General features: G+C 55.1%; 22 protein-coding genes. 14 read left to right on the forward strand and 8 right to left on the reverse strand.

The genetic code is table 11. From position 1 onward, the window contains the following. Positions 1 to 75: 75 nt before the first annotated feature. Together IE090_RS12135 and argA are read right to left on the reverse strand one after the other, a co-directional pair. Complete coding sequence (locus IE090_RS12135) at positions 76 to 960, reverse strand: bile acid:sodium symporter family protein (RefSeq protein ID WP_189388656.1); 885 nt, start codon at positions 958 to 960, stop codon at positions 76 to 78. A gap of 85 nt (positions 961 to 1,045) precedes the next feature. Then, positions 1,046 to 2,356, reverse strand: coding sequence for an amino-acid N-acetyltransferase (gene argA, locus IE090_RS12140; protein WP_229815752.1), 1,311 nt, complete (start codon positions 2,354 to 2,356; stop codon positions 1,046 to 1,048). 162 nt (positions 2,357 to 2,518) lie between these two features. Between argA and IE090_RS12145 the strand changes: the two genes are divergently transcribed. The 3 genes from IE090_RS12145 (at position 2,519) to IE090_RS12155 (ending at position 6,306) form a co-directional block, all read left to right on the forward strand. Then, positions 2,519 to 3,913, forward strand: coding sequence for a CYTH domain-containing protein (locus IE090_RS12145; protein ID WP_189388657.1), 1,395 nt, complete (start codon positions 2,519 to 2,521; stop codon positions 3,911 to 3,913). A gap of 25 nt (positions 3,914 to 3,938) precedes the next feature. After that, positions 3,939 to 5,702: a type IV pilus assembly ATPase TfpB gene (gene tfpB, locus IE090_RS12150; RefSeq protein WP_189388658.1), complete on the forward strand. Its 1,764-nt coding sequence runs from the start codon at positions 3,939 to 3,941 to the stop codon at positions 5,700 to 5,702. A gap of 103 nt (positions 5,703 to 5,805) precedes the next feature. Further along, entirely contained in the window at positions 5,806 to 6,306 is a 501-nt protein-coding gene (locus IE090_RS12155) for a 3'-5' exonuclease (RefSeq protein WP_189388659.1), read from the forward strand. Here IE090_RS12155 and IE090_RS12160 read toward each other — a convergent pair whose 3' ends face one another. Then, positions 6,307 to 7,173 (reverse strand): coiled-coil domain-containing protein, encoded by an 867-nt coding sequence (locus IE090_RS12160; RefSeq protein ID WP_189388660.1) that lies wholly within the window; start codon positions 7,171 to 7,173, stop codon positions 6,307 to 6,309. It abuts the gene before it with no gap. A 91-nt stretch (positions 7,174 to 7,264) separates the two neighbouring features. Here IE090_RS12160 and IE090_RS12165 point away from each other — a divergent pair, with 91 nt between their 5' ends. Next, positions 7,265 to 8,173 (forward strand): response regulator, encoded by a 909-nt coding sequence (locus IE090_RS12165; protein ID WP_189388661.1) that lies wholly within the window; start codon positions 7,265 to 7,267, stop codon positions 8,171 to 8,173. Between the two features lie 17 nt (positions 8,174 to 8,190). Here IE090_RS12165 and lpxL read toward each other — a convergent pair whose 3' ends face one another. Genes lpxL through hldE form a run of 3 tightly spaced genes read right to left on the reverse strand, consistent with a single transcriptional unit; the run spans position 8,191 to position 11,505 of the window. Further along, on the reverse strand, positions 8,191 to 9,129 hold the full coding sequence (gene lpxL / locus IE090_RS12170) for an LpxL/LpxP family Kdo(2)-lipid IV(A) lauroyl/palmitoleoyl acyltransferase (RefSeq protein WP_189388662.1): 939 nt from the start codon (positions 9,127 to 9,129) through the stop codon (positions 8,191 to 8,193). Further along, positions 9,122 to 10,078 (reverse strand): ADP-glyceromanno-heptose 6-epimerase, encoded by a 957-nt coding sequence (gene rfaD / locus IE090_RS12175; protein ID WP_189388663.1) that lies wholly within the window; start codon positions 10,076 to 10,078, stop codon positions 9,122 to 9,124. Before rfaD ends, lpxL begins: the two co-directional genes overlap by 8 nt. Continuing rightward, the gene (gene hldE, locus IE090_RS12180) at positions 10,075 to 11,505 is read right to left on the reverse strand and encodes a bifunctional D-glycero-beta-D-manno-heptose-7-phosphate kinase/D-glycero-beta-D-manno-heptose 1-phosphate adenylyltransferase HldE (protein WP_189388774.1); all 1,431 of its coding nucleotides are present in this window, start codon (positions 11,503 to 11,505) and stop codon (positions 10,075 to 10,077) included. The genes rfaD and hldE overlap by 4 nt, the downstream gene beginning before the upstream one ends. Positions 11,506 to 11,627: 122 nt before the next feature. Between hldE and waaA the strand changes: the two genes are divergently transcribed. Then, on the forward strand, positions 11,628 to 12,896 hold the full coding sequence (waaA, locus tag IE090_RS12185; RefSeq protein ID WP_189388664.1) for a lipid IV(A) 3-deoxy-D-manno-octulosonic acid transferase: 1,269 nt from the start codon (positions 11,628 to 11,630) through the stop codon (positions 12,894 to 12,896). Positions 12,897 to 12,921: 25 nt separating this feature from the next. Here waaA and IE090_RS12190 read toward each other — a convergent pair whose 3' ends face one another. Then, positions 12,922 to 14,253, reverse strand: coding sequence for a TolC family outer membrane protein (locus tag IE090_RS12190; RefSeq protein ID WP_189388665.1), 1,332 nt, complete (start codon positions 14,251 to 14,253; stop codon positions 12,922 to 12,924). A 201-nt stretch (positions 14,254 to 14,454) separates the two neighbouring features. Between IE090_RS12190 and IE090_RS12195 the strand changes: the two genes are divergently transcribed. The 9 genes from IE090_RS12195 to IE090_RS12235 all read left to right on the forward strand — a co-directional run bounded on the left by IE090_RS12195 (position 14,455) and on the right by IE090_RS12235 (position 23,054). After that, positions 14,455 to 15,078: an NUDIX domain-containing protein gene (locus tag IE090_RS12195; protein ID WP_189388666.1), complete on the forward strand. Its 624-nt coding sequence runs from the start codon at positions 14,455 to 14,457 to the stop codon at positions 15,076 to 15,078. Between the two features lie 55 nt (positions 15,079 to 15,133). Continuing rightward, positions 15,134 to 15,574 carry a DUF1249 domain-containing protein gene (locus IE090_RS12200; protein ID WP_189388667.1) on the forward strand — a complete coding sequence of 147 codons (441 nt, stop codon included), beginning with the start codon at positions 15,134 to 15,136 and terminating at the stop codon, positions 15,572 to 15,574. A gap of 75 nt (positions 15,575 to 15,649) precedes the next feature. Next, a complete protein-coding gene (gene cpdA, locus IE090_RS12205; RefSeq protein WP_229815753.1) occupies positions 15,650 to 16,456 on the forward strand; it encodes a 3',5'-cyclic-AMP phosphodiesterase in 807 nt (268 codons plus the stop codon). Further along, positions 16,457 to 17,065: a YqiA/YcfP family alpha/beta fold hydrolase gene (locus IE090_RS12210; RefSeq protein ID WP_189388669.1), complete on the forward strand. Its 609-nt coding sequence runs from the start codon at positions 16,457 to 16,459 to the stop codon at positions 17,063 to 17,065. A gap of 80 nt (positions 17,066 to 17,145) precedes the next feature. Further along, entirely contained in the window at positions 17,146 to 19,035 is a 1,890-nt protein-coding gene (gene parE / locus IE090_RS12215; RefSeq protein WP_189388670.1) for a DNA topoisomerase IV subunit B, read from the forward strand. Positions 19,036 to 19,068: 33 nt separating this feature from the next. After that, entirely contained in the window at positions 19,069 to 21,846 is a 2,778-nt protein-coding gene (locus tag IE090_RS12220; protein ID WP_189388671.1) for an EAL domain-containing protein, read from the forward strand. Positions 21,847 to 22,075: 229 nt separating this feature from the next. Beyond that, the gene (locus tag IE090_RS12225; protein WP_229815754.1) at positions 22,076 to 22,429 is read left to right on the forward strand and encodes a hypothetical protein; all 354 of its coding nucleotides are present in this window, start codon (positions 22,076 to 22,078) and stop codon (positions 22,427 to 22,429) included. Positions 22,430 to 22,435: 6 nt separating this feature from the next. Further along, complete coding sequence (locus IE090_RS12230) at positions 22,436 to 22,735, forward strand: hypothetical protein (RefSeq protein WP_189388673.1); 300 nt, start codon at positions 22,436 to 22,438, stop codon at positions 22,733 to 22,735. A gap of 1 nt (position 22,736) precedes the next feature. Further along, complete coding sequence (locus IE090_RS12235; protein WP_189388674.1) at positions 22,737 to 23,054, forward strand: hypothetical protein; 318 nt, start codon at positions 22,737 to 22,739, stop codon at positions 23,052 to 23,054. On the opposite strand, the gene IE090_RS12240 is transcribed toward IE090_RS12235, so the two are convergent. After that, the gene (locus IE090_RS12240) at positions 23,038 to 23,886 is read right to left on the reverse strand and encodes a pirin family protein (protein ID WP_189388675.1); all 849 of its coding nucleotides are present in this window, start codon (positions 23,884 to 23,886) and stop codon (positions 23,038 to 23,040) included. The genes IE090_RS12235 and IE090_RS12240 overlap by 17 nt on opposite strands. Positions 23,887 to 23,983: the final 97 nt, after the last annotated feature.

The following is a 23,983-nucleotide window of genomic DNA, read 5'->3' on the forward strand; positions in this document are numbered from 1 at the left end:
GGTCTTTTCCGACGAATATTCGTTATTTTTTGTTACTAACGTACGATTACTGGGAACTTTCCGCTGAGTGAGCGGTTATCCGCCCACATCCGCGCAGCTGGCCAGAGGTTGACGCCGGCGCCACCACATGGCTACCAGCGTGGCCGATACGAACATTAAAATGCTGTAAACACTGGGGGCAATCGACATTTCACTGCTTTGCAGCAACCCTGTGGTGATCAACAGCGCCAGTGTGCCATTTTGCAGCCCAACTTCTAGGCAAATGGTGCGCGCTTGCTCTTCGCGATGCAGCAACCAGTTGCCCAAGCCGTAGCCGAGGGCCATGGTCACCAAGTTGAGTAATATCGCGGATGGCCCTGCTTGCAGCAGAAAGTCCAGCAGCCGCGGGCCCAAATTAAAGCCAATGCTGATCACCAGCAGTATCAGCACCATCATAGAAAAGGCGCTAAGCCCTCTCTCTGCGCGCTCGGCAAAGGCGGGCCACTTAGCTCGCAGCGCCATGCCCAGCAATACGGGTAATACAGTAATGACGATGAGCTTGGCCCAAGTGCTCAAAAGCGGCAGCTCGAACGTCTTACTGCCATCACCATAAAAGCCAATGGCCCAAGCGCCCAGCAGCGGAATAGTAAAGGGGGTGATAAACCCCAGCACCGCCGTCAATGACACAGACAAACCGACATCACCACGGGCTAAGTAGGTATAAAGATTGGAGGTTACCCCGCCAGGGCACAGCGCCAGGATAAACAACCCGATGGCCAGCTCACCGCTTAAGCCGGTCAATGCGATCAGTGCCATGGCGACCAACGGTAAAATCAACAGCTGACAAGCAGCGCCTAGGAAAAAGCCTTTGGGTTCTTGTGCGACTCGGCGAAAATCAGCGGGCGTTAGGCTCATGCCAACGCCAGCCATAATCAAAATCAGCGCGATGGGCAGGCCGATCTGGGTTAATGCCTCAAACATGGTGATGTGCTCTTTATTATCGTTGTTAGCGGCAAACTACTGTATCCCGCTACCAGCGACAACTCCGGCGGGTAAAGGAATGTCTTTATAACGCGAAGAAGAACACCTTAGAGTTGCGCTGAAAGTTATACAGCTGGCGCCGTGCTGGCGGCAGAGCATCGACTTCGCCGGGGACAAAGCCCTGCTCCACAAACCAGTGAGCCGTGCGAGTGGTCAGCACAAACAAGCGCACAAAGCCGCGCCGTCTGGCTTCGTCCGCCACCTGCTGTAACAACCGCTGGCCACGCTGGCTGCCGCGGTAATCTGGATGCACAGCGACGCAAGCCAGTTCGGCATCGGTCTCAGAGTATGGGTGCAAGGCGGCACAAGCGGTAATCAAACCATCGCGCTCGATCACATAGAAACGCTGCAGTTCGGTTTCCAACAGCTCGCGCGAGCGCTTGACCAGGGTGCCGTCCTCTTCCAACGGCTGCAGTAATTTCAGAATGCCGCTGACATCCTCGGTGCGCGCTGGCCGTAACTGGTCATAAGGCTCACGGGTAATCATGGTGCCACCGCCTTCACGCGTGAACAGCTCCTGCAACAAGGCGCCGTTGACGTTGTGAGCGATCATGTGCACCCGCGGTACCCCTTGGCGAACGGCGCGAATGGCGGTCTGGCTGAGCTGCCGTCGCAGGGCTGGCAACTCATCTAGGCACTGTTCTAATTGCCGACAAGTCAGCTCACGTAACAGCTCGCCCTGTGGGTCACAAATGCCCTGATCGGCTGATAGCAAAATCAGCTTATCGGCGCGCAGACTCACCGCCGCATGCAAGGCGACGTCCTCGGCGGTGAGGTTGAACACATCCCCTGCCGGTGAATAGCCCGTTGACGACAGCAATACGATATTGCGCTGCTGCAGCAGATCGCGAATCGCCTGATGATCCACCCGCCGTACTTCACCGGTATGTTGGTAATCAACGCCATTCAAAACTCCCATCGGCTTGGCTGTGACAAAATTGCCGCTCACCACTCGAATGCCAGCGCCGTGCATAGGTGAATCAGGCAGGCCCAGTGACAAACGCGACTCGATGTCAGCTTTAACAATGCCGACCGCTGCTTTGACGGCTTCCAGCGCCTGAGAGTCGGTAATGCGCACACCGTTTTCGAAGCGGCTGCGAATATTCAGGCGCTGCAGCGCACGATCGATCTGGGGGCGAGCGCCATGCACCAGTACCAACCTAACACCAAAGCTATTGAGCAGGGCGAGATCATGCACCAAATCAGTAAAGTGCTCATCGGCTAGGGCATCGCCCTCCAGCATGATGACAAAGGTCTTATCGCGATGCGCATTGATGTAGGGTGAGGACTGGCGAAACCAGTGCACATAGGGTGGAATGGAGGAGTGTTCAGTCACAGAGAGCCCATTGCCGTCAATTTTCCCGTCATTGTTTTCCGTTGCGCGGTTTTGTGCAAATGCTTTTGCCGGTGGGCGAAATAGCCGCCATGGCCACGACGGGGCAAGAACTGGGCCCCTTTTGGCATTCCCAATAGCAGCATGGAGGCTTAACATAGCGCTATGACCACAGAAATCGAACTCAAACTTAGGCTGCAGCCAGAGCACTTAGCCACGCTGACCAGCTACCTCGACCAATATGCTCGGCGCCAGGATTGCCAACATCTGAGCAATCAATACTTCGATACCGCCGCCAGTGACCTGGCGCAGCAGCGCTGTGCTTTGCGTGTCCGCAAAATTAGCGACGGCAGCTATGAGCAAACCCTGAAAACTGCCGGCCAACTGCAGGATGGCATCCCCCATCGGCGCGAGTGGAACTGGCCCATTGACAGTGACCAGTTTGATCCAGCGCTGTTGCAGGATGATGATATCCGCACTGAGCTACCCGATGAGCTCGATATAGATGATTTGACCCGCGTCTTTCGCACCGACTTTGAACGCCATATCTGGTGGTGGGAGCAACCTGAGAGCCAGATTGAAGTCGTTATTGATGAGGGCACCATCGATGCCGGCGACCAGCAACAGTCACTGTGTGAAGTCGAACTTGAACTCAAACACGGCAGTGCCAGCGATCTATGGCAATTGGCAGAGCGCTTAGCTGAACATTGCCCCTTGTGGCTCAGCGACATCAGCAAAGCCGAACAAGGCTACCGCTTGGCACAGCTGCATCGTGGTTGGCAGCCAGAAGAGCATATTCATCCCGACAGTTCGACCTCTGAAGCTTTGCAGCAATGGTTGCAGCAAGCAGTCGTTGGCCTACAACGCTCGTTAGAGCTAGCCCTATGGCACGGCGACAGCCAAGCCGGCCTAGAAGCTTGGCAGTACTGGCATGCACTAAAACAGTTACCAGTGCTGAGCAGCAAAGTGCTGAAACGACGTGACAGCAAGGTACTGCGCGAACTATTGAGCCCATTTGAGCAGCCGCTGGCGCATCTATCGGCTCTAGTGACAGCCGGTCGTTTTAGTGGCGCGTCAGACTTGTATGCTGCGTTTCGCCAGCAAGCGGCGCGGATTCGTGGCGACGGCCGATTAGCAGCGGCACTGCTCGCCATCGTGCAACAAGTGCAAAAGCTGCCATTGGAGCACAGCCAAGAAAGCGCCCTGCAGCGTATTCAACGCATTTGGCGCGATGAGGCAGAGCCGATTCTGCAAGCCGCTGGCAATGTCAGCGCCGAGCAATGGGCCGACCGACAGGTACAGTATGCCCGTTTGCGTCAGTTGTATTTATGTCGGCACAGTTTGCAGCCCGAAGACGTTATCGAAGGAGCCGCGGCACAGCAACACCGCACCAGAGTACGCTTGCTGTCTGATATGCTGGCCGGCACCACACTGTTGCAGGTATGTCGACGCCCTGAGGCTGAGTTGGGTGAAAACAGCGCCACCTTGCGCGACGAATTTGCCCAATACGTGCCGCTGGAGCTGAACTCACGTTTGCTGCAGTTGCGACCGCAACTCTGACCCCACACTGACACGGCAGGCAACCATGCAGGCTCAGGCTGATCGCTTTACCACGTTATCAACACTGATTGAGGATTTGCGGCGCGACGGCATTTTGGCGGATGAAGACTACCAAGCCGGTTTGTCCATCCGCCGCAACAGCGACGAAGGTGACCTGCACCCGCTGACTTTAATCGCCCGTCAGAGCTTCTCGGATCAGCGCAGTAAAAAACTGCTGACAGAAGACGCCCTCACGGAGTGGTTGGCCGAGCACCATAAGCTCCCTTACTACCATATTGATCCGCTCGAAGTAGACGTCGCTACGGTAACCGAGGTGATGTCTTATGCCTTTGCTGAGCGCCATCGCATCTTGCCCGTAAAAGTGACCCAAGATGAGGTCGTCGTCGCCTGTGCAGAGCCCGAGGTGTATGGTTGGATCAGCAACATCGAGCACGTCAGCCGCCGTCAGGTCAGTCGAGTCCTGACACCGCCAAGTGATATCGAGCGCTACCGCGTTGAGTTTTACCAGCTTGCCAACTCGGTTAGCCGCGCACGCCAGGCCAACAAAGGCGCCAGCGGTGTGCAAAATCTGGAATCCATGCTGGAGCTGGGCAAGGCCCGCGCGCCGGATGCCAATGACGAACACATCGTCAACATTGTTGACTGGCTGCTGCAGTATGCTTTTGATCAGCGCGCCAGCGATATTCACCTAGAGCCTCGCCGGGAAATAGGCCATGTGCGTTTTCGCATTGATGGCGTACTGCACACTGTGTATGAGCTGCCCGCCCAGGTTGCCATGGCCGTGGTCGCGCGGATTAAATCGTTAGGGCGCATGAACATTGCCGAGAAGCGCAAACCGCAAGATGGCCGGCTAAAAACCAAAACCCCCGCCGGTGGCGAAGTTGAACTGCGTTTATCCACCTTGCCGACAGCGTTCGGTGAAAAACTGGTGATGCGGGTGTTCGACCCGCAAGTGTTGGTGCGCTCGTTCTCGGAGCTGGGCTTTAGCCGCGAAGATAACCGCCGCTGGCATGCCATGACCGAGAACAACCACGGCATCGTGTTTGTTACAGGCCCCACTGGCTCAGGTAAAACCACCACCCTGTATTCGACCCTGAAGCAACTGGCCACGCCCGAGGTCAATGTCTCCACCATTGAAGACCCGATTGAAATGGTGGAGCCAGCGTTTAATCAAATGCAGGTGCAACACAACATTGAGCTGGATTTTGCCAGCGGTGTGCGCGCGCTGCTGCGCCAAGACCCAGACATCATCATGGTGGGCGAGGTGCGCGATTTAGAAACCGCCGAAATTGCTGTGCAAGCCGCACTGACCGGCCACTTGGTGCTGTCCACCCTGCACACCAATGATGCCCCCAGCGCCATCACACGCCTGTTAGAACTGGGCCTGCCGCCCTATTTGATTCGCTCCAGCGTCTTGGGCGTCATGGCTCAGCGCCTAGTGCGTACTTTATGTCCGCACTGCAAAACCGCCCAACCCGTTGATGAAGACGTCTGGAAGCAATTAACCAAGCCTTGGTTGGTGAAAACCCCCGACAAGGTCTATGCCCCCAAAGGCTGTTTGGAGTGCCGCGATACCGGCTATATGGGACGTATGGGCATTTATGAAGTCATGCCGTTATCCGACAGCTTGATGGCGCAAATCGACGACAACACCGATCTGCTCAAGCTGCGCCAGGCGGCAATGAAAGAAGGCATGCACAGCCTGCGCTTAAGCGGGGCACACAAGGTCGCTGCAGGCATGACTACGATGGCGGAGGTTATGCGCGTGGCACCTTTGTCCAAGTTTTAACAAAAGTGCCTATTTATCCATAGAGTCAGTCCGACTCAGCCCCTAGAATAGCGCCGGTGGATGAGCCACACTGGTGATAAATAACAACAAAGGGCGAACGGGCGTGTCACAGCAGCTTCCGGCAATCATAGATTTAGAGGCCTCCGGCTTTGGCCGAGGCAGCTACCCCATCGAAGTGGGCTTTGCCTTGGAAGATCGGGCCGCACACAGTTTTTTGATTCGCCCGGCCGCCACTTGGTTACATTGGAGCGATGAAGCCGAGCAAATCCACGGCATCAGTCGCGATTTACTGGTCGCCGAAGGGCTGAGTGTGCGCGAAGTCGCGCTGCGATTGAATGAATTGCTGCACGGTAAAACACTTTACTCCGATGCCTGGAGCTTTGACTCGAGCTGGGTCGGACGCCTGTTCGATGAAGCCGAGCTGGTGCAGCGCTTTCGCATTGAGACCATCAATAAGCTGCTAACACCCGAGCAAATGGAAGCCTGGCACGACACCAAGCAGCAGCTGTGGCAGCAGCAACCGTTTCATCGCCATCGCGCCGCCAACGACGTGCAAGTACTGCAAGAAACCTTTCGCCAAGTCACTGGCATGACCACGGTTTAGCTACTCGTCGTTGGTTGGCTGCTGGTCTGAATCCATATCCAATACGGCTTGCTCCAAGAATTGCACTTCGCGCTGTTTGCGCTCCAACTGCTCCCGCAGCTCGTCAATGTCGCCCTGTTCGGCCAACTCCAGAAAGTGACGTTCAATAAATTCTTTTTCCGCTAACGTGCGTTTCAATGACTCTTCGGCATGATTCAACTCATCGCGAATTTCTTTCACCTCTGAAGCGCGAAAGCTGAGTTTGAGCTCCTCAGATAAGTTGCGGTTCAGCAGTTTTTCTTCCTGGTACTGTTGCTTCAGTACCTCAACCTTTTCCTGCAAGCGCTGTTTATCGCGCTGGAGCCGGTCGCTGGTAACCTTGAGGGTTTTTAGCGACTGAACCTCACGGCTCAAACGGCTCACCTTTTGTTTTAACTGGCGGGCCGATTCGGTCATGTTTTGCTGAGTGGTCTGGTATTTGTCTAATAGCTTTTGCGCTTTGTCATAGGCTTTGCCGATGTCATCCAGCTTTTTTTGCAGCTCGGCTTTATCTTGCTCCTCACTGGCAAGGTAATCCTTAAATGCCTCTTTCTGCTGCGCCATTAAGGCTTGCATTTGCTCCCATTCTTCTAGGCTGACGTCCGCTTGGCCGAGCTGGTTCAGCTCTTCACATACGTCGTCCAGCGCACTGCCAACGCGCTGCTGCTGCTCGGTACTGTCGTCAATGTGCTGTTGCTGCTGCTGAAGTTGCTGCAGTAAATGATCATTGGCCTGCATCAACTCCGACAGTTGTGCTTGCTTCCAGCGCCATACCGCTACCAGCGCTACCAGTGTCGCCACCCAAAATATGCCTACCTGGCCTAAAGCCAGCCAACCGTAAAGCGTCATAGCTCACCCGATAAATGCCACCGCTTACATACTGACCTGCCGTTGGCAGACGTCAAGCTGTTCTATACTGGCGGCAGTGACAGGAGGCCGCATGAAATTTCTGATTGTTGACGACAGCCCGGCAATGCAAACCATCATTCGCCGTTCACTGGAAAAAGCCGGCTACGCCGATATCGAGTTCCGCCTCGCCAGTGACGGCAGTGAAGCCCTAGATACCATTCGCACTTGGGAGCCAGACCTGGTGATCACCGACTGGCACATGCCCAATATGAGCGGCCTGGATTTAATGCAAGAGTGCAATCGCCAAATGCTGGGCATTCGCTTTGGCTTGGTGACCACAGAAACCAGCCCAGAGCGCATTCAGGAAGCACGCGATGCTGGCGCCTTGTTTGTGCTGCACAAACCTTTCGAGATGGATGAGTTTCAGCGCGCTCTGGTGCCGATTATTCAAGGCTCCGTCGAAGGCGAAGAAATCCTATCGCGTCAGCAAGAAGACAAAACCACCTACGATTTGCATTTGCCCGCACTCAGCGCCCTTACCACGGTCATTAATGGGGTTTGCCACAATCCAATTGTGCTCGAGCCTACCGACATGCGCAGCATCGATTATCGCCATCTGCCCTATGTTGTGAGCTTGTTTTGCGACCATGACCAAGCAGTAATCAAAGCAGTCTGCATCTTGGATTTACGCGCTGCCGCGATACTCGGATGCTCTTATGAAGGCGCGGATAAAAGCATCCTGCAGCAGTGTTTGCAGGAGAAAATGCTGGATCGCCATTTGCTGGACAACATCAAACGCCTAATGAAACTCACCGGCGCTTTGTTTTATGACCCATCTCATAAACAAGATTTGGATTTAAAAGGCGTACACCTGATTCCCAAACCGTTTGATCGGCTGGAAAAACTGGGCGACAGCACTGGAGATAAACGCCTCGACCTGCGCGTTGGCTCGGTCGAGTACGGTGAAGGACAAATGATTTTGATGGAAGTGGTCGATTAATCGACCACAACACTCATTCAGCGTTGATACAACAGGCCTTTTTTCTCACGCTTATCCGGGCGTGTTTTAAAGCGCTTGTGCAGCCACAAATACTGACTCGGATGTTGCCTTAATTGCTGCTCTAAAAACGCATTGGCCATGCGGGCATCGGTGGCGTCGTCGCCACTGGGAATATTCAACGGCGCATGCACAGTAATGTCGTAACCAGAGTTGTCCTGCTTGCGAAAGTAGGTGATCGGCATCACCACCGCATTGCCTGCTTTGGCAATGCGTGAGGTCGCGGTAATGGTGGCGGCTGGCATACCAAAGAAATCGACAAACACGCTATTTTTGCGGCCAAAATCCTGGTCTTGCGCGTACCACAGCACTTCACCTTGCTTCAGCGTGCGAATAAAGCCGCGAATGTCTTTGCGGGTAAAACAACGATCGTACAGTCGTGCTCTGCCGCGCTCCATCACATAATTCATCACTGGGTTATCTTGCGGCCGATAACTGACGTTGACCGGCTGAACATTCGACACCAAGGCGCCGGCCAGATCCAGCATGCTGTAATGCGCCCCGAGCAGCATAACGCCACGGCCTTGTTGCAGCTGCTCGGTCACCTGCTCAAAACCATGAAAGTCGGTGCGCGACAGCAAATAGTCTGGCTGGCGGAACCAGGCCATCATGGTTTCCATAAGGCCAATGCCGTTGTCGATAAAAATCTGCCGTACCAGCGCCTGACGCTCGGCTTGAGTTTTCTCCGGGAAACACAGCTGAATATTCACCTCAGCAATGTGCCGACGCTGCTTACCCACACGATGCAGCAACAAGCCAATGTGCCGACCTACCCATAATTGCGTTTTAAACGGTAAGCGCGTCATCAGGTTCAACAGGCCGATACCCAACCAAGTCGGCCAGTGTTTTGGATGCCATAAGGCTTTGGGCATGGCCTTAAAAAAACCGGATTCAGCCATTGAGCCAATCCATGTAGGCGCTGACACCCTGCTCGACCGTGGCAAATGGCGCATCATAGCCCACCGCACGCAGGGCGCTGATATCCGCCTCGGTAAAGCTTTGATAAGCACCTTTTAAATGCTCGGGGAAAGGAACGTATTCTTTGCGGCCATTCAGCCCGTTTGTCGCATGCCAAGCCAGTACGGCATCAGCAACGTCGTTAAAGCTCTGACAACGGCCCGTGCCTAGGTTAAAAATGCCGCTTTTGTCGGCATTTTGCCAAAACCACAAATTAACCTTCACGACGTCGTCAATAAACACGAAGTCGCGGCGTTGCTCACCATCACCGTAGCCATCACTGCCACCAAACAGTTTGCACACACCCTTGTCTTGCAGTTGGTTGTTAAAGTGAAACGCCACCGAGGCCATCGAGCCTTTGTGTTGCTCCCGTGGACCGTAAACATTGAAATAGCGAAAGCCCACCACTTGCGATGCAAACGTGCTTTGCAGGCGACGCACATACTGGTCGAACTGCCACTTCGAGTAGCCATACACATTCAGCGGCTTTTCGTGTTCGCGCGCTTCTTTAAAGACTTCACTGCCGCCATAGACAGAGGCGCTGGAGGCGTACAAAAACTGAATGCCTTTAGCCAAGCAGGCGTGCAACAATACTTTCGAGTATTCGTAGTTATTGGCCATCATAAACTTGCCATCCCACTCGGTGGTGGCGGAGCAAGCGCCCTGATGGAAGATGGCTTCAACGTCATCCAAAATGCCATCGTCGGCTTTAACGCGGGCAAGAAATTCATCTTTATCCAGGTAGTCGGCAATGTCACAGTCACTGATGTTATAGAACTGCTTGCCATCGCTCAGATCGTCGACCACGATCACATCACTGCGGCCTTGCTCGTTTAGCGCCTTAACTAGGTTGCTGCCAATAAAACCGGCGCCGCCGGTAACGATAATCATGCTTCACTCTCCTGAATTCGTTGGACGATGGCCGACGTGGAGCAATTATCTTTAAAGCTCAACACAATCACCTCGCCGCCGTTGTCTCGCACACACTGCCCTCCGGCGATGTCTTCAATGCGGTAATCACCGCCTTTTACCAGCACATCGGGCAAGACTCGGCAAATCAAGCGCTCGGGCGTGTCTTCACTGAACGGCACCACCCAATCGACGCTTTCCAATGCTGCCAGCACCGCCATGCGATGCTCAAGCGGATTAATCGGCCGACTGTCGCCTTTTAAGCGCTTAACCGACTCGTCGGAGTTGACCGCCACCAGCAAGCGAGCACCCAAGGCTTTGGCTTCTTTTAAATACTGCACATGGCCCGGATGAATGATGTCAAAACAGCCATTGGTCATGACCAGGGTTTCGCCGCGCGCACGCGCCTCGGCGACCTGTTGCAATAAGCTTTCTTCGTCAAATAAGCCCGCACCTTGATGATGTTCGCTGCGCAGGTCGGCGCGCAGCTCTTCGGTGGTCACTGTCGCTGTGCCTAACTTGCCTACCACAATGCCAGCAGCAGTATTCGCCAGCGCTACGGCTTCTGCCAAACTGACGCCCGACGCCAAAGCGGTGGCCACCACTGAGATCACGGTATCGCCAGCACCCGTGACGTCGAACACCTCTCGCGCCCGAGTCGGCAAATGCAGCGGCTCACCTTGGGCCGTGATCAGCGTCATGCCTTTTTCACTGCGGGTCACCAATAAGGCCTGTAAGTCGTAATCTTGTATCAGGGTGCGGCCTTTGGCGACCAGGGTTTCATCGTCGCGCGCAAGGCCGACCACCGCCTCGAATTCATTCAAGTTCGGGGTAATCAAGGTCGCGCCGCGATAGCGCTCAAAGTCGGTGCCTTTGGGGTCGACCAGCACGGGAATTTGCTGGCGTCTGGCGGCGTCGATTAAGCGCTGCGGATTGGCTAAAGCGCCTTTGCCATAATCCGATAAGATCACCGCACCGGCCTGCAGCAGTTGCTGGTCATAGTATTGATACAAGGTGCTCAGGTCGGAGGCATCGAAGGCTTCTTCGAAATCCAACCGGATCAACTGCTGGTGACGACTGATAACGCGCAACTTGGTGATGGTCGGCAACAACGGATGATGATGGAAATGACAGCCAACCTGCTGTTGCTGTAACAGCTGTTTCAGTACCTGACCGTTGTCGTCATTGCCAATGATGCCCAGCAACTCGGCTCGCGCGCCTAAGGTGGCAATATTGAGCGCGACGTTGCCCGCACCGCCAGCACGATTTTCGATGTCATCAATGCGCACGACGGGCACGGGGGCTTCTGGAGAAATACGAGAAGTTGGACCCTGCCAGTAGCGGTCCAACATGACGTCACCAAAGACCAGTACACGGCCACGGTGAAAGTCAGGAAGGGCAATATCCATGGTTACAGTCACAGCCTGATTCTGAGCGCGGCAGTCTAGCATATTGGTTACAGCGATTGTGCTACTATGCGCCGGCCCGCTGGTCGGGTGAATTCTCTTGGTTTGCTTGGTTCGGATAGCCTGTGGCGCGCACTTTATACACGATTGTTTATACCTGTTTACTCCCTGTCATGCTGGCCCGCCTGTGGTGGCGCGGGCGTTTGAATCCGGGTTATCGCCTGCGTTGGCGCGAGCGCTTTGGCTTTTTGCCGCACCGCCCTGCGGCTAATGGCCTCTGGGTGCATGCGGTTTCCGTCGGTGAAACCCTCGCCGCCGCGCCCTGGATCAAAGAGTTCCAGCAGCGTCACCCATCCGTACCCATCATTGTCACCACCACCACGCCCACCGGCTCTGAGCAGGTCAAGCGCTTATTCGGCGATCGCGTTTATCACATGTTCTTGCCTTACGATGTGCCCGCCTTTTGGCGACGCTTTTTCCGCACCTTAAACCCTGGTTTGCTGGTGGTGATGGAAACTGAACTGTGGCCCAACTTACTGCATGCTTGCGAGCAACGGCAGTTACCAGTGATTTTGGCCAACGCCAGGCTGTCCGAGAAATCAAAACAAGGCTACGAGCGCTTCGCCGCACTTACCCAGCCCATGCTGCAGCAACTCACCATGGTCGCCGCGCAAAACGCCACCGACGGCCAGCGCTTCGTGGATCTCGGCTTGCCAGCGGATCGCTTGGAAGTCATCGGCAGTGTGAAATTTGATGTTCAAGTCGACCCAGAGCACCTTCAATACGGCGAGCAGTTGCGCCAGCAATGGGGGGAGCGCCGTCCGGTGTTGGCGCTGGCTTCAAGCCACCCGGGTGAAGACGAACAGCTGTTAGATATGTACCCACAGCTCGCCGCCCAATGCCCTGGGCTGCTGCTGATGTTGATTCCGCGCCACCCTGAGCGCTTTGATGCCGTTGCCAATGCGGTCTATGCCCGCAACCTGAAATTGCAGCGTCGCAGCAAAGGTGCGGCGTCCGAGTTAACCCAGGTCTATGTGGCCGACAGCATGGGCGAAATGCTGACGCTGTTGGCAGCAGCCGATTTGGTGGTCATGGGTGGCAGTTTGATTGAGCATGGCGGTCATAACCCAATTGAGCCGGCGGCACTCGGCAAAGCGACGGTGTGTGGCCCGCATTACACCAACTTCGCCAGCATCGTTGCGACGTTAAAACAAGCGGGTGCATTGCAGGTGTTAGACAGTGATGATCAGCAGTGGTCACAACGGTTGGCAGACTTACTCAATCAGCCACAACAGCGTGCCAGCATGGGGCAAGCGGGCAAGCAAACTGTGGATGATAATCGCGGCGCGGTGCGACGCCTGGTAGAGATTGTTGGGCAGCTGCTGCATCGCTAGTGCAGCAGCTTTGACTTAATTGCTATTAAGCCTGAGTTTGCAACCAGTCGTTCAACTGAGCAATGTCACCTTCATTTAAGGTGCCGGCGTAGAACTTCAGGTTCAGCAAGTTGATGATGTAATCGTAACGAGCGTTGGCGTAGTCACGCTTAGCGCTGAACAGGTTGCGCTGTGCATCTAACACTTCGACGATGTTACGCGTTCCCACTTCATAGCCGGTTTCTGTCGCTTCAAGCGCGCTTTCTGCCGAAGCGATGGCTTGCTTGCGTGCCTTGACGTTACGAACATCGGTTTGCACCTGACGGAACAAGCTACGAATGTTTTGCTTGGCTTGGCGGCGCTGGCTTTCTAGCTGGTAATCGGCCGCAGCAAGCTGGCTAGCGGCCTGTTTACTTTGACCGTACAACGAGCCACCGGCCAACAGCGGTACCGATAATTGCACGCCAATGGCTTGGGTGGTGCTTTCACGCGGATCGCCTACCGCTGCAGGCTGATCGGAATTTTCGTAGCTGGCCACCAGCTTCACGGTAGGCAAATGGTTAGAGCGTGTCGCATTGCGCTGCAGGCGCACACTTTCTCGATTGGCCTGAGCTAAGCGAATACCGGCATATTTTGCCAAGCCGCTCGCTACCCAGTCACTGACGGCTGCCGGCGCGGGCATTTGCATTTGTACATCGTCACGCAGTGGTGCGACATCGCTGTAGCGCTCACCGGTTAATACTTCCAAGGCTTCATAGCTAATATCGAGGGCGGCTTCTTGACCAATCAGATTCACTGCAGTGAGGTCGTAAGTGGCTTGCGCTTCGAGCACTTCTGTTACCGCAATCAAACCAACCTCAAAGCGCTGTTTGGTTTGCTCTAATGAGCGGCCAACGGCTTTTTCTTCGGCTTGGGCAGTGGATAGGTTTTCTTGTGCACGCAAGACATCGAAGTAGGCCTTAGCGGTGCGCAGCAATAAATCTTGCTCTGCCAACTGCAACTGGTAAGCGGCGGCATCATCGCCGGCGACCGCGGCTTTATAGGTGTACCAACTGTTCAGGTCAAACAAGGCTTGCGACGCTTCCAGTGCCAGCTTATCGAGGGTTTCGTTTCTATCGACGTCAAAAAACGTTCCGTTGCTGGCATTATACTGCTCGCTTTCGCTATCCACCTTGGTTTTGCTGTAGCTCAGTTGTGCCTGCGGCAGCAACCCGCCACGTGCAGTCATGACGTTGTAGCCGTTTGCCTCACGCGTCGCCCGAGCGGCCGCGACTTCGGCATCGTTAGCTACTGCACGCTGGTATATAGTGCTCAGATCAGTGGCATTGGCCATTCCAGCCATTAACATGGCCGTCGACAGGGCAAGCAGTTTTTTCATACAGGGTGCCTTACTCGGTTAGATTCAGTCCGTTGCGCCGGATCATAGCAGAAAAGAAAAGCGCTTAAGTGCCGTGATTGTGCCGCTGTGAGGAACACAGCGTCAGGTTTACAGCGTAAACATCGCGCCAGCGGCTGTCTACGGCGATTTGAGTGATATTTAAACAAAAATTCTTACATGCGGATATAGGTATATTGCTTTATGGGTGCGCTTCCGACTCCTTTTACACAGCAAGATGTTGAGCTGGTCGATCGCCAGGTCGCTTTTCGTGGTTTTTTTACCATTGAAAAACTGACGCTACGCCATCGCCGTTTTAACGGAGAGTGGCTGGGCCCTTTTCAGCGCGAGCTGTTTCGCCGAGGTGAGGCTGTGGGGGTGCTGTTGTTTGACCCACAACGCCAGCAAGTAGTGCTGACGGAGCAGTTTCGGGTAGGTGCATTGCGAGATCAACGCTCTCCCTGGCTGCTTGAGCTGGTGGCAGGCATGGTCGAGGAAGGAGAAGACTATGCCGATGTTGCTCAGCGTGAAACTTTAGAGGAAGCCGGCAGCGAGTTTTATCAGCTAATCCCGATTTGCGACTATTGGGTGTCACCCGGCGGCTGCGATGAAAAAGTCATGCTTTACTGTGGGCTGGTCGATAGCAGCAATATGGGTGGCGTGCACGGCCTAGACGAAGAACACGAAGACATTCGCCTAGTTACATTAACGCTTGATCAAGCTTGGCAGGCACTGGATGACGGCAGCATGAATAATGCTGCTACCATCATCGCCATGCAGTGGCTGCGCTTGAACCAAGAGCGCTTGCTGTCAGAACTGACGCGCTGATTGGCAGCACCACTTAACCCCGTTACTCTGCGCCCCTCATAGGAGACCTGATGCTATGCGCAAACGCTATGTTCCCGATCTGAAGCAGATTGGCGCTCAGTGTGAAAGCAACTACTTGCGTTTACAGCGTTTGTTAGCGGATGCTGGTGAGGGCGATTGTCGAGCCTTTGTGTTAGAGCCAGGGCTGAGTCAGGTGCAGATCATGATTGAAGAAGAGCACCCCTACACCAGCATGCTGGATGTGCGCCAACAGGGAGGCAGTCAATGGCTGCTACCACCACAAATGAAGGTGCGCTTGTATCATGATGCCGGTATGGCGGAAGTTATTCGCTTTCATAATCAGCATCGCTTTGAGGGCCGCTATACTTATCCGAATAAAAATATGCTGCAGCCAGATGAAAAGTGGCAAATTAATCGCTTTCTGGCAGAGTGGCTAGATCATTGCCTGCGACATGGATTGGCTCACAGTGCGACACAGTTTGCTCCGGCGCCATGAGTTTGTGACTTTGGTCTCAAAGGGCAAGCGCTAGCGCAGGTAAAGTTACGTTTTTACTAAGGGATGAGGTGCCGCTTGTATACGCTACAGCAGTCGGGCTCATTACGATTGGTTCAGATTACCGACACCCACCTCAACGAACCCGAGGATGGCCACCTGTTGGGTATGCAAACCCTGCACAGTTTGCGCTGCGTGCTGGATACCGTGCGCCAAGAACAGCAAGATATCGACGCGATTCTGGTCACCGGTGATCTTTCCCAAGACGGCTCCGAACGCTCTTATCAGCATTTACGTACAGCGTTGGACGGTTTCAGTGCGCCGTCGTTCTGGTTGGCGGGCAATCATGACGAACGCGCCGCCATGCAGCGTGCAGACATTCCGGGCGATCATTTGACCCGCGTTATTCGGGCGCCGCACTGGCAAATCATCCTGATTAACAGCCAAGTGCCTGGCAAAGTGTTTGGCCGCATCAGCCAAGCCGAACTCGACTTTCTGGAGCAAACGCTCAGCGAGCGACCGGACTTACACACCCTAGTGACCTTTCATCACCACCCGGTCGATATGGGCAGCCGCTGGATCGATAAAATTGGCATTCGCAATGCCGAACAACTGCTGGATGTGATTGATCGTCACAACAATGTGCGCTGCCTGCTGTGGGGCCATGTTCATCAGGAAAGCGATCAAATGCGCAATGGTGTGCGTTTGCTGTCAACGCCCTCGACTTGCGTGCAGTTTGAACCCGGTTCTGAAGATTTTTCGGTTGATACTCGTGCTCCGGGTTATCGCTGGTTAGAGCTTCACGCCGATGGCCGCCTAGATACCGGCGTTAGCCGCGTGGAAGGCATTCACTTCGAAGTGGATTATTCAGTCAAAGGATATTGAGTGAGTTTACCCGCCTGCCTCTACCTGCATGGGTTCCTTAGTTCACCGCAGTCGCTCAAAGCACAGCAAGTGCAAGATTATTATCGTCAGCATGGCTGCCCCGAGCGCTTGAGTGTGCCGCAACTGCCCTTTGACCCCAAGCATGCCATCGACACCGCGGAGCAAGAGCTGCAGCGTCTGATGAGCCTGTATCGCCCCAATGCCGGGGCTCGTGATCTGCCAATATTGATCATTGGTAGCTCTCTCGGCGGCTTTTACGCCACTTGGCTGGCACAGCAGTACGACGTACACGCCGCCCTCATTAACCCAGCGGTGCGTCCATTTGAGCTGCTGGATAACTATATCGGCCCCAATACTCACTATCACACCGGCGAAGTGCATGAGCTGACCCATGACCACATCGCCCAGCTGCAGCAGCTGTACTGCCCGACGGTATGTGATCCGCAGCGCTTAATGCTACTGCTGCAAACGGGCGATGAAACCCTAGATTACCGTCAGGCCGCCGACTACTACCGCAACTGCCCTGCTTGGCTGGAAGGCGGCGGTGACCACAGTTTTCAGCACTTTGAGCAACGCTTGTCGATGTTGATGCAGTTTGCCAGCCGCTAGGGCGTCGTTATACTCGCCAACCATCAGTTATTCCGCCGCGTTGCAGCCAGCAAAGCGGCCTGTCACGGCTTGAGGTTGCTATGTCACAGCAATATACCGCGCAATCGATTGAAGTTCTGAGCGGTCTTGACCCGGTGCGCAAGCGCCCGGGTATGTATACAGATACCACCCGCCCTAATCACCTTGCCCAAGAGGTGATCGACAACTCGGTGGATGAGGCCCTTGCCGGTCATGCCAGCACCATTGACGTCACATTGCACAGCGATGGCTCAATGACGGTGCAGGACGACGGCCGTGGTATGCCCACCGACATTCACCCCGAGCACGGCGTTTCTGGTGTCGAGTTGATCCTGACACGTTTACACGCCGGCGGTAAATTTTCGAACGACAACTACCGCTTTTCTGGCGGTCTGCATGGCGTCGGCGTGTCGGTGGTGAACGCCTTATCGAAAATGCTGGAAGTAAAAATCTGGCGCGGCGGTGAAGTGCAGCGCATTGGCTTTAAAGATGGCCACAAAGCACTGGATTTGGAAGTGGTCGAAAGCTGTGGCAAACGTCGCACTGGCACCAGCGTGCGCTTCTTGCCTGACCCGCAGTATTTTGACTCGGCCAAGTTTTCCATTCCGCGCTTGAAGCACAACTTACGTGCCAAAGCGGTGCTGTGCCCAGGTCTGCGCATTAAGTTCCATGCCCCCAATGCCGAAGACAGCGCCGAATGGTATTACGAGGATGGCCTTACCGATTACCTGCGCATCAGCGCCAGTGGCGAAAGCGTATTGCCAGCCGAACCTTTCACTGGCTCCATGCTGGGCGACACCGAGGGCGTCGATTGGGCAGTGCACTGGCTGCCAGAAGGCGGTGAGCTGCTGCAAGAAAGCTACGTCAACCTCATTCCGACGGCCCAAGGCGGCACCCACGTCAACGGCTTTCGCTCCGGCTTGCTCGACGCGCTGCGCGAGTTTTGCGAGTTCCGCAACTTGCTGCCACGCGGCATCAAGCTGACGCCTGATGATATTTGGGAGCGCTGCTCTTACGTGCTATCGGCCAAGCTCGCCGACCCTCAGTTTGCCGGCCAAACCAAAGAACGATTGTCATCGCGCGAAGCATCGGCCTTTATTTCCGGCGTCGTCAAAGACGCCTTTGCGCTGTGGCTTAACCAGCACACTGCCGAAGCCGAGCAAATTGCCGAGCTGGCGATCAACTCAGCGCAAAGCCGCCTTCGCAAAGCCAAAAAGGTAGCGCGCAAAAAAGTGACCCAAGGGCCGGCGCTACCAGGCAAGCTGGCAGACTGTACCAACCAAGACAGCAGTCACGCTGAGCTGTTTTTGGTGGAGGGTGATTCCGCTGGCGGCAGTGCCAAGCAAGCTCGCGATCGTGAGTTCCAAGCCATCATGCCGCTGCGCGGTAAAATTCTGAACACCTGGGAGGTCGACTCAGGTGAAATCTTGGCTTCGCAAGAAGTGCACGATATTGCCATTGCGTTGGGCATCGACCCAGCAAGCTCAGACCTCACCGGTCTGCGCTACAACAAAATTTGTATTTTGGCCGACGCCGACTCCGATGGCCTGCACATTGCCACCTTGATTTGTGCCCTATTTGTGCGTCATTTCCGCCCGCTGGTGCAGCAAGGCCATGTGTATGTGGCGATGCCGCCTTTGTACCGTATTGATGTCGGTAAGGAGGTGTTTTACGCATTGGACGATGGTGAGAAGCAGGGCATACTGGAACGCATCAAGGCGGAGAAAAAACGCGGCAAGGTCAATGTGCAGCGCTTTAAAGGCTTGGGTGAGATGAACCCCATGCAACTGCGTGAAACCACCATGGACCCGAATACTCGCCGCTTGGTGCAGTTGACCCTCGACCCAGAGGATGGCACCGACGAATTGATGGATATGCTGCTTGCCAAAAAGCGCGCCAGCGACCGCAAAGGTTGGCTGGAACATCGCGGAAACGAAGTGGAGATCGTCTAACGCAGACGCACTCCACCACAGGATGTCACGGGGATGCGTTCAACCTTGTTTTTAGCAGCCACACTGTGGCTGCTAGTCACTATGTCAGTTCATGCTCAACCTGAGCCACAGCGGGTGTTATTGCTGCTGTCCTACGACCCGCTGTTTCCCACCAGTCATCTCATCATCGACACCGTACGCCAAACGCTGGAGCAAGAATCCAAGCGCCCGCTGCAGCTGTACGTCGAGTTTTTATACAGCAAGCACAACAATCAGCCCGCCTACCTGAAGCAAGCACTCGAACTGCTGCGGCAGCGGCGGTCACTATCCACGTACGATTTGATCATGACCGTCGATGACAACGCCCTGCGCTTGGTACATGACCATGCCCGCACACAGTTTCCCAACACGCCGGTGGTGTTTCTGGGCGTCAATGATGCCGAACTGATTCGATTGGTACGGGGAGACGGTGGCTTTACCGGTCAATTCGAAGGTTTGCCCGCAGCCGAATTTATGGCCTGGTATCGTTCGCTATTTTTGCAGCAGCCACTGCGGGTATTGGTCGATGGCCGCCCAACGGGCCAAGCCGATCTGGAGCAAATTCAGGTGGCCGCGCGCAGTGTTGGCATACCGTTAAAACTGCTGTCGCTAGAGCAGTTGAGCTGGCAACAACTGCAGCAACAGCTGGCGAACAGCAATCACCCGCTGTTGGTGGTCTCGGCCTATCGCGACCGACTGGAACATGACAAATCTTTTGCCGAAAGCTTGCGCTTTGTCGCTACCGCCACCGCCGCACCCTTACTGCATATGTATGCCCATGGCATTGGCGATGGCATGCTCGGCGGTGTCGTCGTTGATCACCAGCAGCATGCACAACTGGCCGCTCGCCAAGCCTTGGCGATACTATCTGGACAGTCAGCCAACGGCACCGCCGTCAACTGGCAAACGCCGCAACGCCTGTTGGTGGACCTGCCGTTGTTTCAGAAATACGGTCTCAACACCAGCGTGATGCCTGCGCACATCGAATGGTTAAACAATCCACAGCAACGCTGGCAAGCCCTGAATCGTTGGCTATTGGCCGCCTCTTTGCTGGCTTTACTGCTGCTGTTGCCGTTAGCTTGGTTAGGGTGGCAGTGGCAACGCAGTCGGCTCATCGCTGCCGACAGCCTCAAGCAACAGCAGCAACTCAGGCAAAGCCTCGATGCGCTGGATGATCTGGTCTATGTCAAAGATCAAGACGGCCATTACCGATTTTGCAACCTAGCCGCTGGCCAGTTTCTCGGACGTGATACCGAACAGTTGTTAGGCCGCACCGACCTGCAACTGTTCAGCGCAGCACAAGCGCAACAGTTCCGACAGTTTGATACCGATGTGATGAGTGGACAACAACGCATCACATTGGATGAATGGGTGCAAGATGCCAGTGGTCGGCTGACACTGCTGCAAACCACCAAAACTCCTTGGCTTAATGACAGCGGGCAACCTTGTGGCGTGATTGGCGTCGCTCGTGATGTGACCGAACTGCGCAAAAGCCAGCAAGACCTAGAGCACATGGCCCACCACGATGGGCTGACCGGCCTGCCCAATCGCACCTTGCTGCAACAACGTCTGACCTACGCCTTGCAGCTGGCGAACCGCAATGGCGAACAGGTGGCGGTGATCTACATCGACTTGGACCGCTTTAAAGAAATCAACGACACCCTCGGCCACGCCATTGGCGATCTGCTATTAAAAGATGTGGCCCAGCGCCTGCACAATAACGTGCGCGAATCAGATATTTGCGCCCGCCTGGGCGGCGACGAGTTTGTACTGGTACTGACGCAGTTGGATGATGCCTCTCACATACAGGACAAATGCCAAGGGCTGCTGCAGGCGCTGGCGCAGCCCTACAGTTTGCAAGGCCACTTGCTGAGCGTATTTGCCAGTGCCGGGGTCAGTCTGTTTCCGCAGCATGGCGAGCAGGTCGATGCCTTACTGGCGCACGCAGATACGGCGTTAAATCAAGCCAAAACCGCCGGCCGCAATCGCTGCTGCTTGTATGAGCCAGCGCAGGATGGCGGCCAGCATCAACGCGCCAACCTAGAGCAGGATTTGCGCCAAGCCATTGTCCAGCAGCAATTGAGCTTGGTGTATCAGCCGCAGTTTCGCCTAGGTGATTCACACCCCAAACGCGCCGAAGCGCTGCTGCGCTGGCCGCATCAAATTCATGGCAACATTGCACCCAATGACTTTATTCCACTGGCAGAAACCAGTGGGCTGATGGCGGACATCGGCTTGTGGACACTGGAGCAAGCTTGCCGACAGTTTTTGACTTGGCGCCAGCAAGGACTGACGCTGGAGAAGATCGCCGTGAATGTCTCGGCGCTGCAAATCGACGGCCACTTTGCCGCTCGCATCGAGCAGATTTTACAATCGCTGCAGTTTCAACCCGAGTGGCTGGAGTTGGAGGTCACCGAATCTGTGATGATGAGCACCACGACCGAGGTCTCTCAGCAAGTAGAGGCCCTGCGACAACTGGGCATTGATTTCGCCATTGACGATTTTGGTACCGGTTATTCGTCGCTCAGTAAAATCAAATCTATGCCGGTGCGGGCTTTAAAGATCGACCAGTCTTTTATTGCCGGTCTTAGCCATGACGTCAGTGATTATGAAATCGTTCGCGCCATTGTGTTGATGGCAAAGAGCCTCGATATGTTAGTCATCGCCGAGGGGGTAGAAAGTGCAACCCAAGTCGACACGCTACAGCGCTTGGGCTGCGAATGGATGCAAGGCTATTACTTTGCCCACCCCATGAGCGGCGACGAGTTTCTGCAACACTACCGCACCCGCTAATTCAGCCTTGGTTCAGTTTTAGTCCTTATCATGCCCAGCCGCTGTCATGCCGTTTTAAGGCATGGCAGCGCTGTGCGCGCCCACGAGCAGCATCGTTGGTGCGAGTATTTCACTCACAGGCATGTTCGATATGACATCGAGAAACTCAAAACCGGCCGCCCCCCTGCGCTGGACTCTTATTCTACTCGCGGCCGGCAGTGTCGGTTGCGCGCGACTGGATCAGATGCAGATGGGTAGCCTGGATCAAAGCCAGGGCAAGCTAACGCCTGTTAGCTTTTCCGTGAACGAACTGGGGCTGGATATGGCCGGCGGCGCTGAAATCGCCCGCCAACTCACTAAGGGGCAGGCATCGCAAAACGCCCAGGCCGTGCGCGATATTTTGGCGCTGATCAATATGGGCCCGCGCACTGGCAACCCAGTGTTTGATGACAGCTACAGCGATCAGCTACTGGCCAGCATTCAACAGCAATGCCCCAGCGGCCAGCTCACCGGCCTGCGCTCAATACGAGAAGGCATCGCTTATGGCCCTGTGTCCGGCGAGGTCGTTCGCGTCGATGGTTATTGCATTAATTCTGCGGAGTAACACGGTATGAAAGTTTGGATCACCCTGTGCCTACTGGCACTGTTGAGCGGCTGTGTCAGTCTCAACTCAGTGTCTATGACACAAGTCCCTGCACAGCGCAGCAATCAAGTGACGACATCGGCCGATCACTGGTCGCTGCTGGGTATCGCTTTTAGCAACGACTTTGTTGATGAGGCCATGACCGGTCTGCAGCAACAATGCCAGGGCGGCAAGTTAGAAGGTGTGTACACCAAATACCAAAACACTTTGTATCTGCTCATCCTGCAGCGCGAAGTCATTGTCAGTGGTTATTGCAACCGGAGTTAATATGCGCCGTTATCTAGCCATCGCCGCTTTCGCTGCATTAACAGGCTGCACGCACTCGGTGCACCTGCATCACGTCAGCGATATGGACCCTTTAAGCGCCAGCGACAAGCCCAAAACCTTGGTCGCAGAAGCAGAGCAAAGCGTGGTGTTGGGCTTTGTTTTTGATACCCATTACGCCGATCAAGCGAGGGAGCAGCTGCTGGCTCAATGTCCGGGCAAGTTGACGGCGATTAGCACACGCTACTCCACCAGCCACGGCTTCCTGCATTGGACCAACCGCATTCGCCTGACCGGCTTATGCGTCACGACAGCGGGATAAACTCATCGTCATCCCCGGGGACGGGCGCAAAGCGGCCGTCCCGCCAATCCTGCTCTGCTTGGGCAATGCGCTCACGGCTATAGGCAACAAAATTCCAGCGAATGTGGGGCACCTGCGCAAACGCTTCGCCGCCCAATAAGACAAAGCGGCAGTAGCTTTGCGCTTGCAGCATTTCATCGCCCTGTAACAGCGCGAAGTCGCCCGCCACAAAGCGCTCCCCAGCGATGTCTAATGCTCCTTGTTGTAGATACAGCGCCAGCTCTTGCGCTTGTGGCAGTTCGATCGTCTCCCCCGCCACACTGATTACATCCAACAACACCGTCGGCACATAGGTGCGCACTGGCGAGGTCAAACCATAGGCCTCGCCAGCGATCAAGCGCATGTAGGTATTGCCTTGATAGCGGTGAGGCAGCGCTTCTTTACCAACGTGCTGAAAAGCCGGCGCAATCTCTGTTTTTTCCGGCGGCAGCGCTAGCCAGAATTGCAAGCCGTTGAGCTCGTGCTCACGGCTTCGCACCTCCATGGTTTCGCGCTCGGAATGCACGATGCCGCGCCCTGCCGTCATCCAGTTCACTTCACCGGGAAAGATTTCCTGCACATTGCCCAGGCTGTCACGGTGCAGCATGCTGCCAGCAAATAAATACGACAGCGTCGACAAGCCGATATGCGGATGTGGTCGCACGTTCACGCCCTTGCCCGGTTCAAAGGTCGCCGGCCCCATATGATCGAGAAAGATAAAAGGCCCCACCATTTTTTTGACCGGGTTGGGCAGGATGCGAGTAACACTGAAACCATCCAGATCTTTTTTGTCGCTGTTTAATCGCGTTGCCATATTGCCTCCTCCGGTTAGTGATTCCAGCATAGCGCGAAGCCGTTGAATGAAAATGGCGTTTTTTTGCCCGTTTCTTTCCAATAAATTGAATCACCAG

The organism is Bacterioplanes sanyensis, assembly GCF_014652515.1.
Lineage (GTDB): Bacteria > Pseudomonadota > Gammaproteobacteria > Pseudomonadales > Oceanobacteraceae > Bacterioplanes > Bacterioplanes sanyensis.

Coding starts and splice junctions, on each gene's coding strand:
- IE090_RS12135 (WP_189388656.1), bottom strand. CDS start 960: ATGTTTGAGGCATTAACCCAGATCGGCCTGCCCATCGCGCTGATTTTG.
- IE090_RS12145 (WP_189388657.1), top strand. CDS start 2,519: ATGACCACAGAAATCGAACTCAAACTTAGGCTGCAGCCAGAGCACTTA.
- tfpB (WP_189388658.1), top strand. CDS start 3,939: ATGCAGGCTCAGGCTGATCGCTTTACCACGTTATCAACACTGATTGAG.
- IE090_RS12160 (WP_189388660.1), bottom strand. CDS start 7,173: ATGACGCTTTACGGTTGGCTGGCTTTAGGCCAGGTAGGCATATTTTGG.
- IE090_RS12165 (WP_189388661.1), top strand. CDS start 7,265: ATGAAATTTCTGATTGTTGACGACAGCCCGGCAATGCAAACCATCATT.
- lpxL (WP_189388662.1), bottom strand. CDS start 9,129: ATGGCTGAATCCGGTTTTTTTAAGGCCATGCCCAAAGCCTTATGGCAT.
- rfaD (WP_189388663.1), bottom strand. CDS start 10,078: ATGATTATCGTTACCGGCGGCGCCGGTTTTATTGGCAGCAACCTAGTT.
- hldE (WP_189388774.1), bottom strand. CDS start 11,505: ATGGATATTGCCCTTCCTGACTTTCACCGTGGCCGTGTACTGGTCTTT.
- IE090_RS12190 (WP_189388665.1), bottom strand. CDS start 14,253: ATGAAAAAACTGCTTGCCCTGTCGACGGCCATGTTAATGGCTGGAATG.
- IE090_RS12195 (WP_189388666.1), top strand. CDS start 14,455: ATGGGTGCGCTTCCGACTCCTTTTACACAGCAAGATGTTGAGCTGGTC.
- IE090_RS12200 (WP_189388667.1), top strand. CDS start 15,134: ATGCGCAAACGCTATGTTCCCGATCTGAAGCAGATTGGCGCTCAGTGT.
- parE (WP_189388670.1), top strand. CDS start 17,146: ATGTCACAGCAATATACCGCGCAATCGATTGAAGTTCTGAGCGGTCTT.
- IE090_RS12220 (WP_189388671.1), top strand. CDS start 19,069: ATGCGTTCAACCTTGTTTTTAGCAGCCACACTGTGGCTGCTAGTCACT.
- IE090_RS12225 (WP_229815754.1), top strand. CDS start 22,076: ATGGGTAGCCTGGATCAAAGCCAGGGCAAGCTAACGCCTGTTAGCTTT.
- IE090_RS12230 (WP_189388673.1), top strand. CDS start 22,436: ATGAAAGTTTGGATCACCCTGTGCCTACTGGCACTGTTGAGCGGCTGT.
- IE090_RS12235 (WP_189388674.1), top strand. CDS start 22,737: ATGCGCCGTTATCTAGCCATCGCCGCTTTCGCTGCATTAACAGGCTGC.
- IE090_RS12240 (WP_189388675.1), bottom strand. CDS start 23,886: ATGGCAACGCGATTAAACAGCGACAAAAAAGATCTGGATGGTTTCAGT.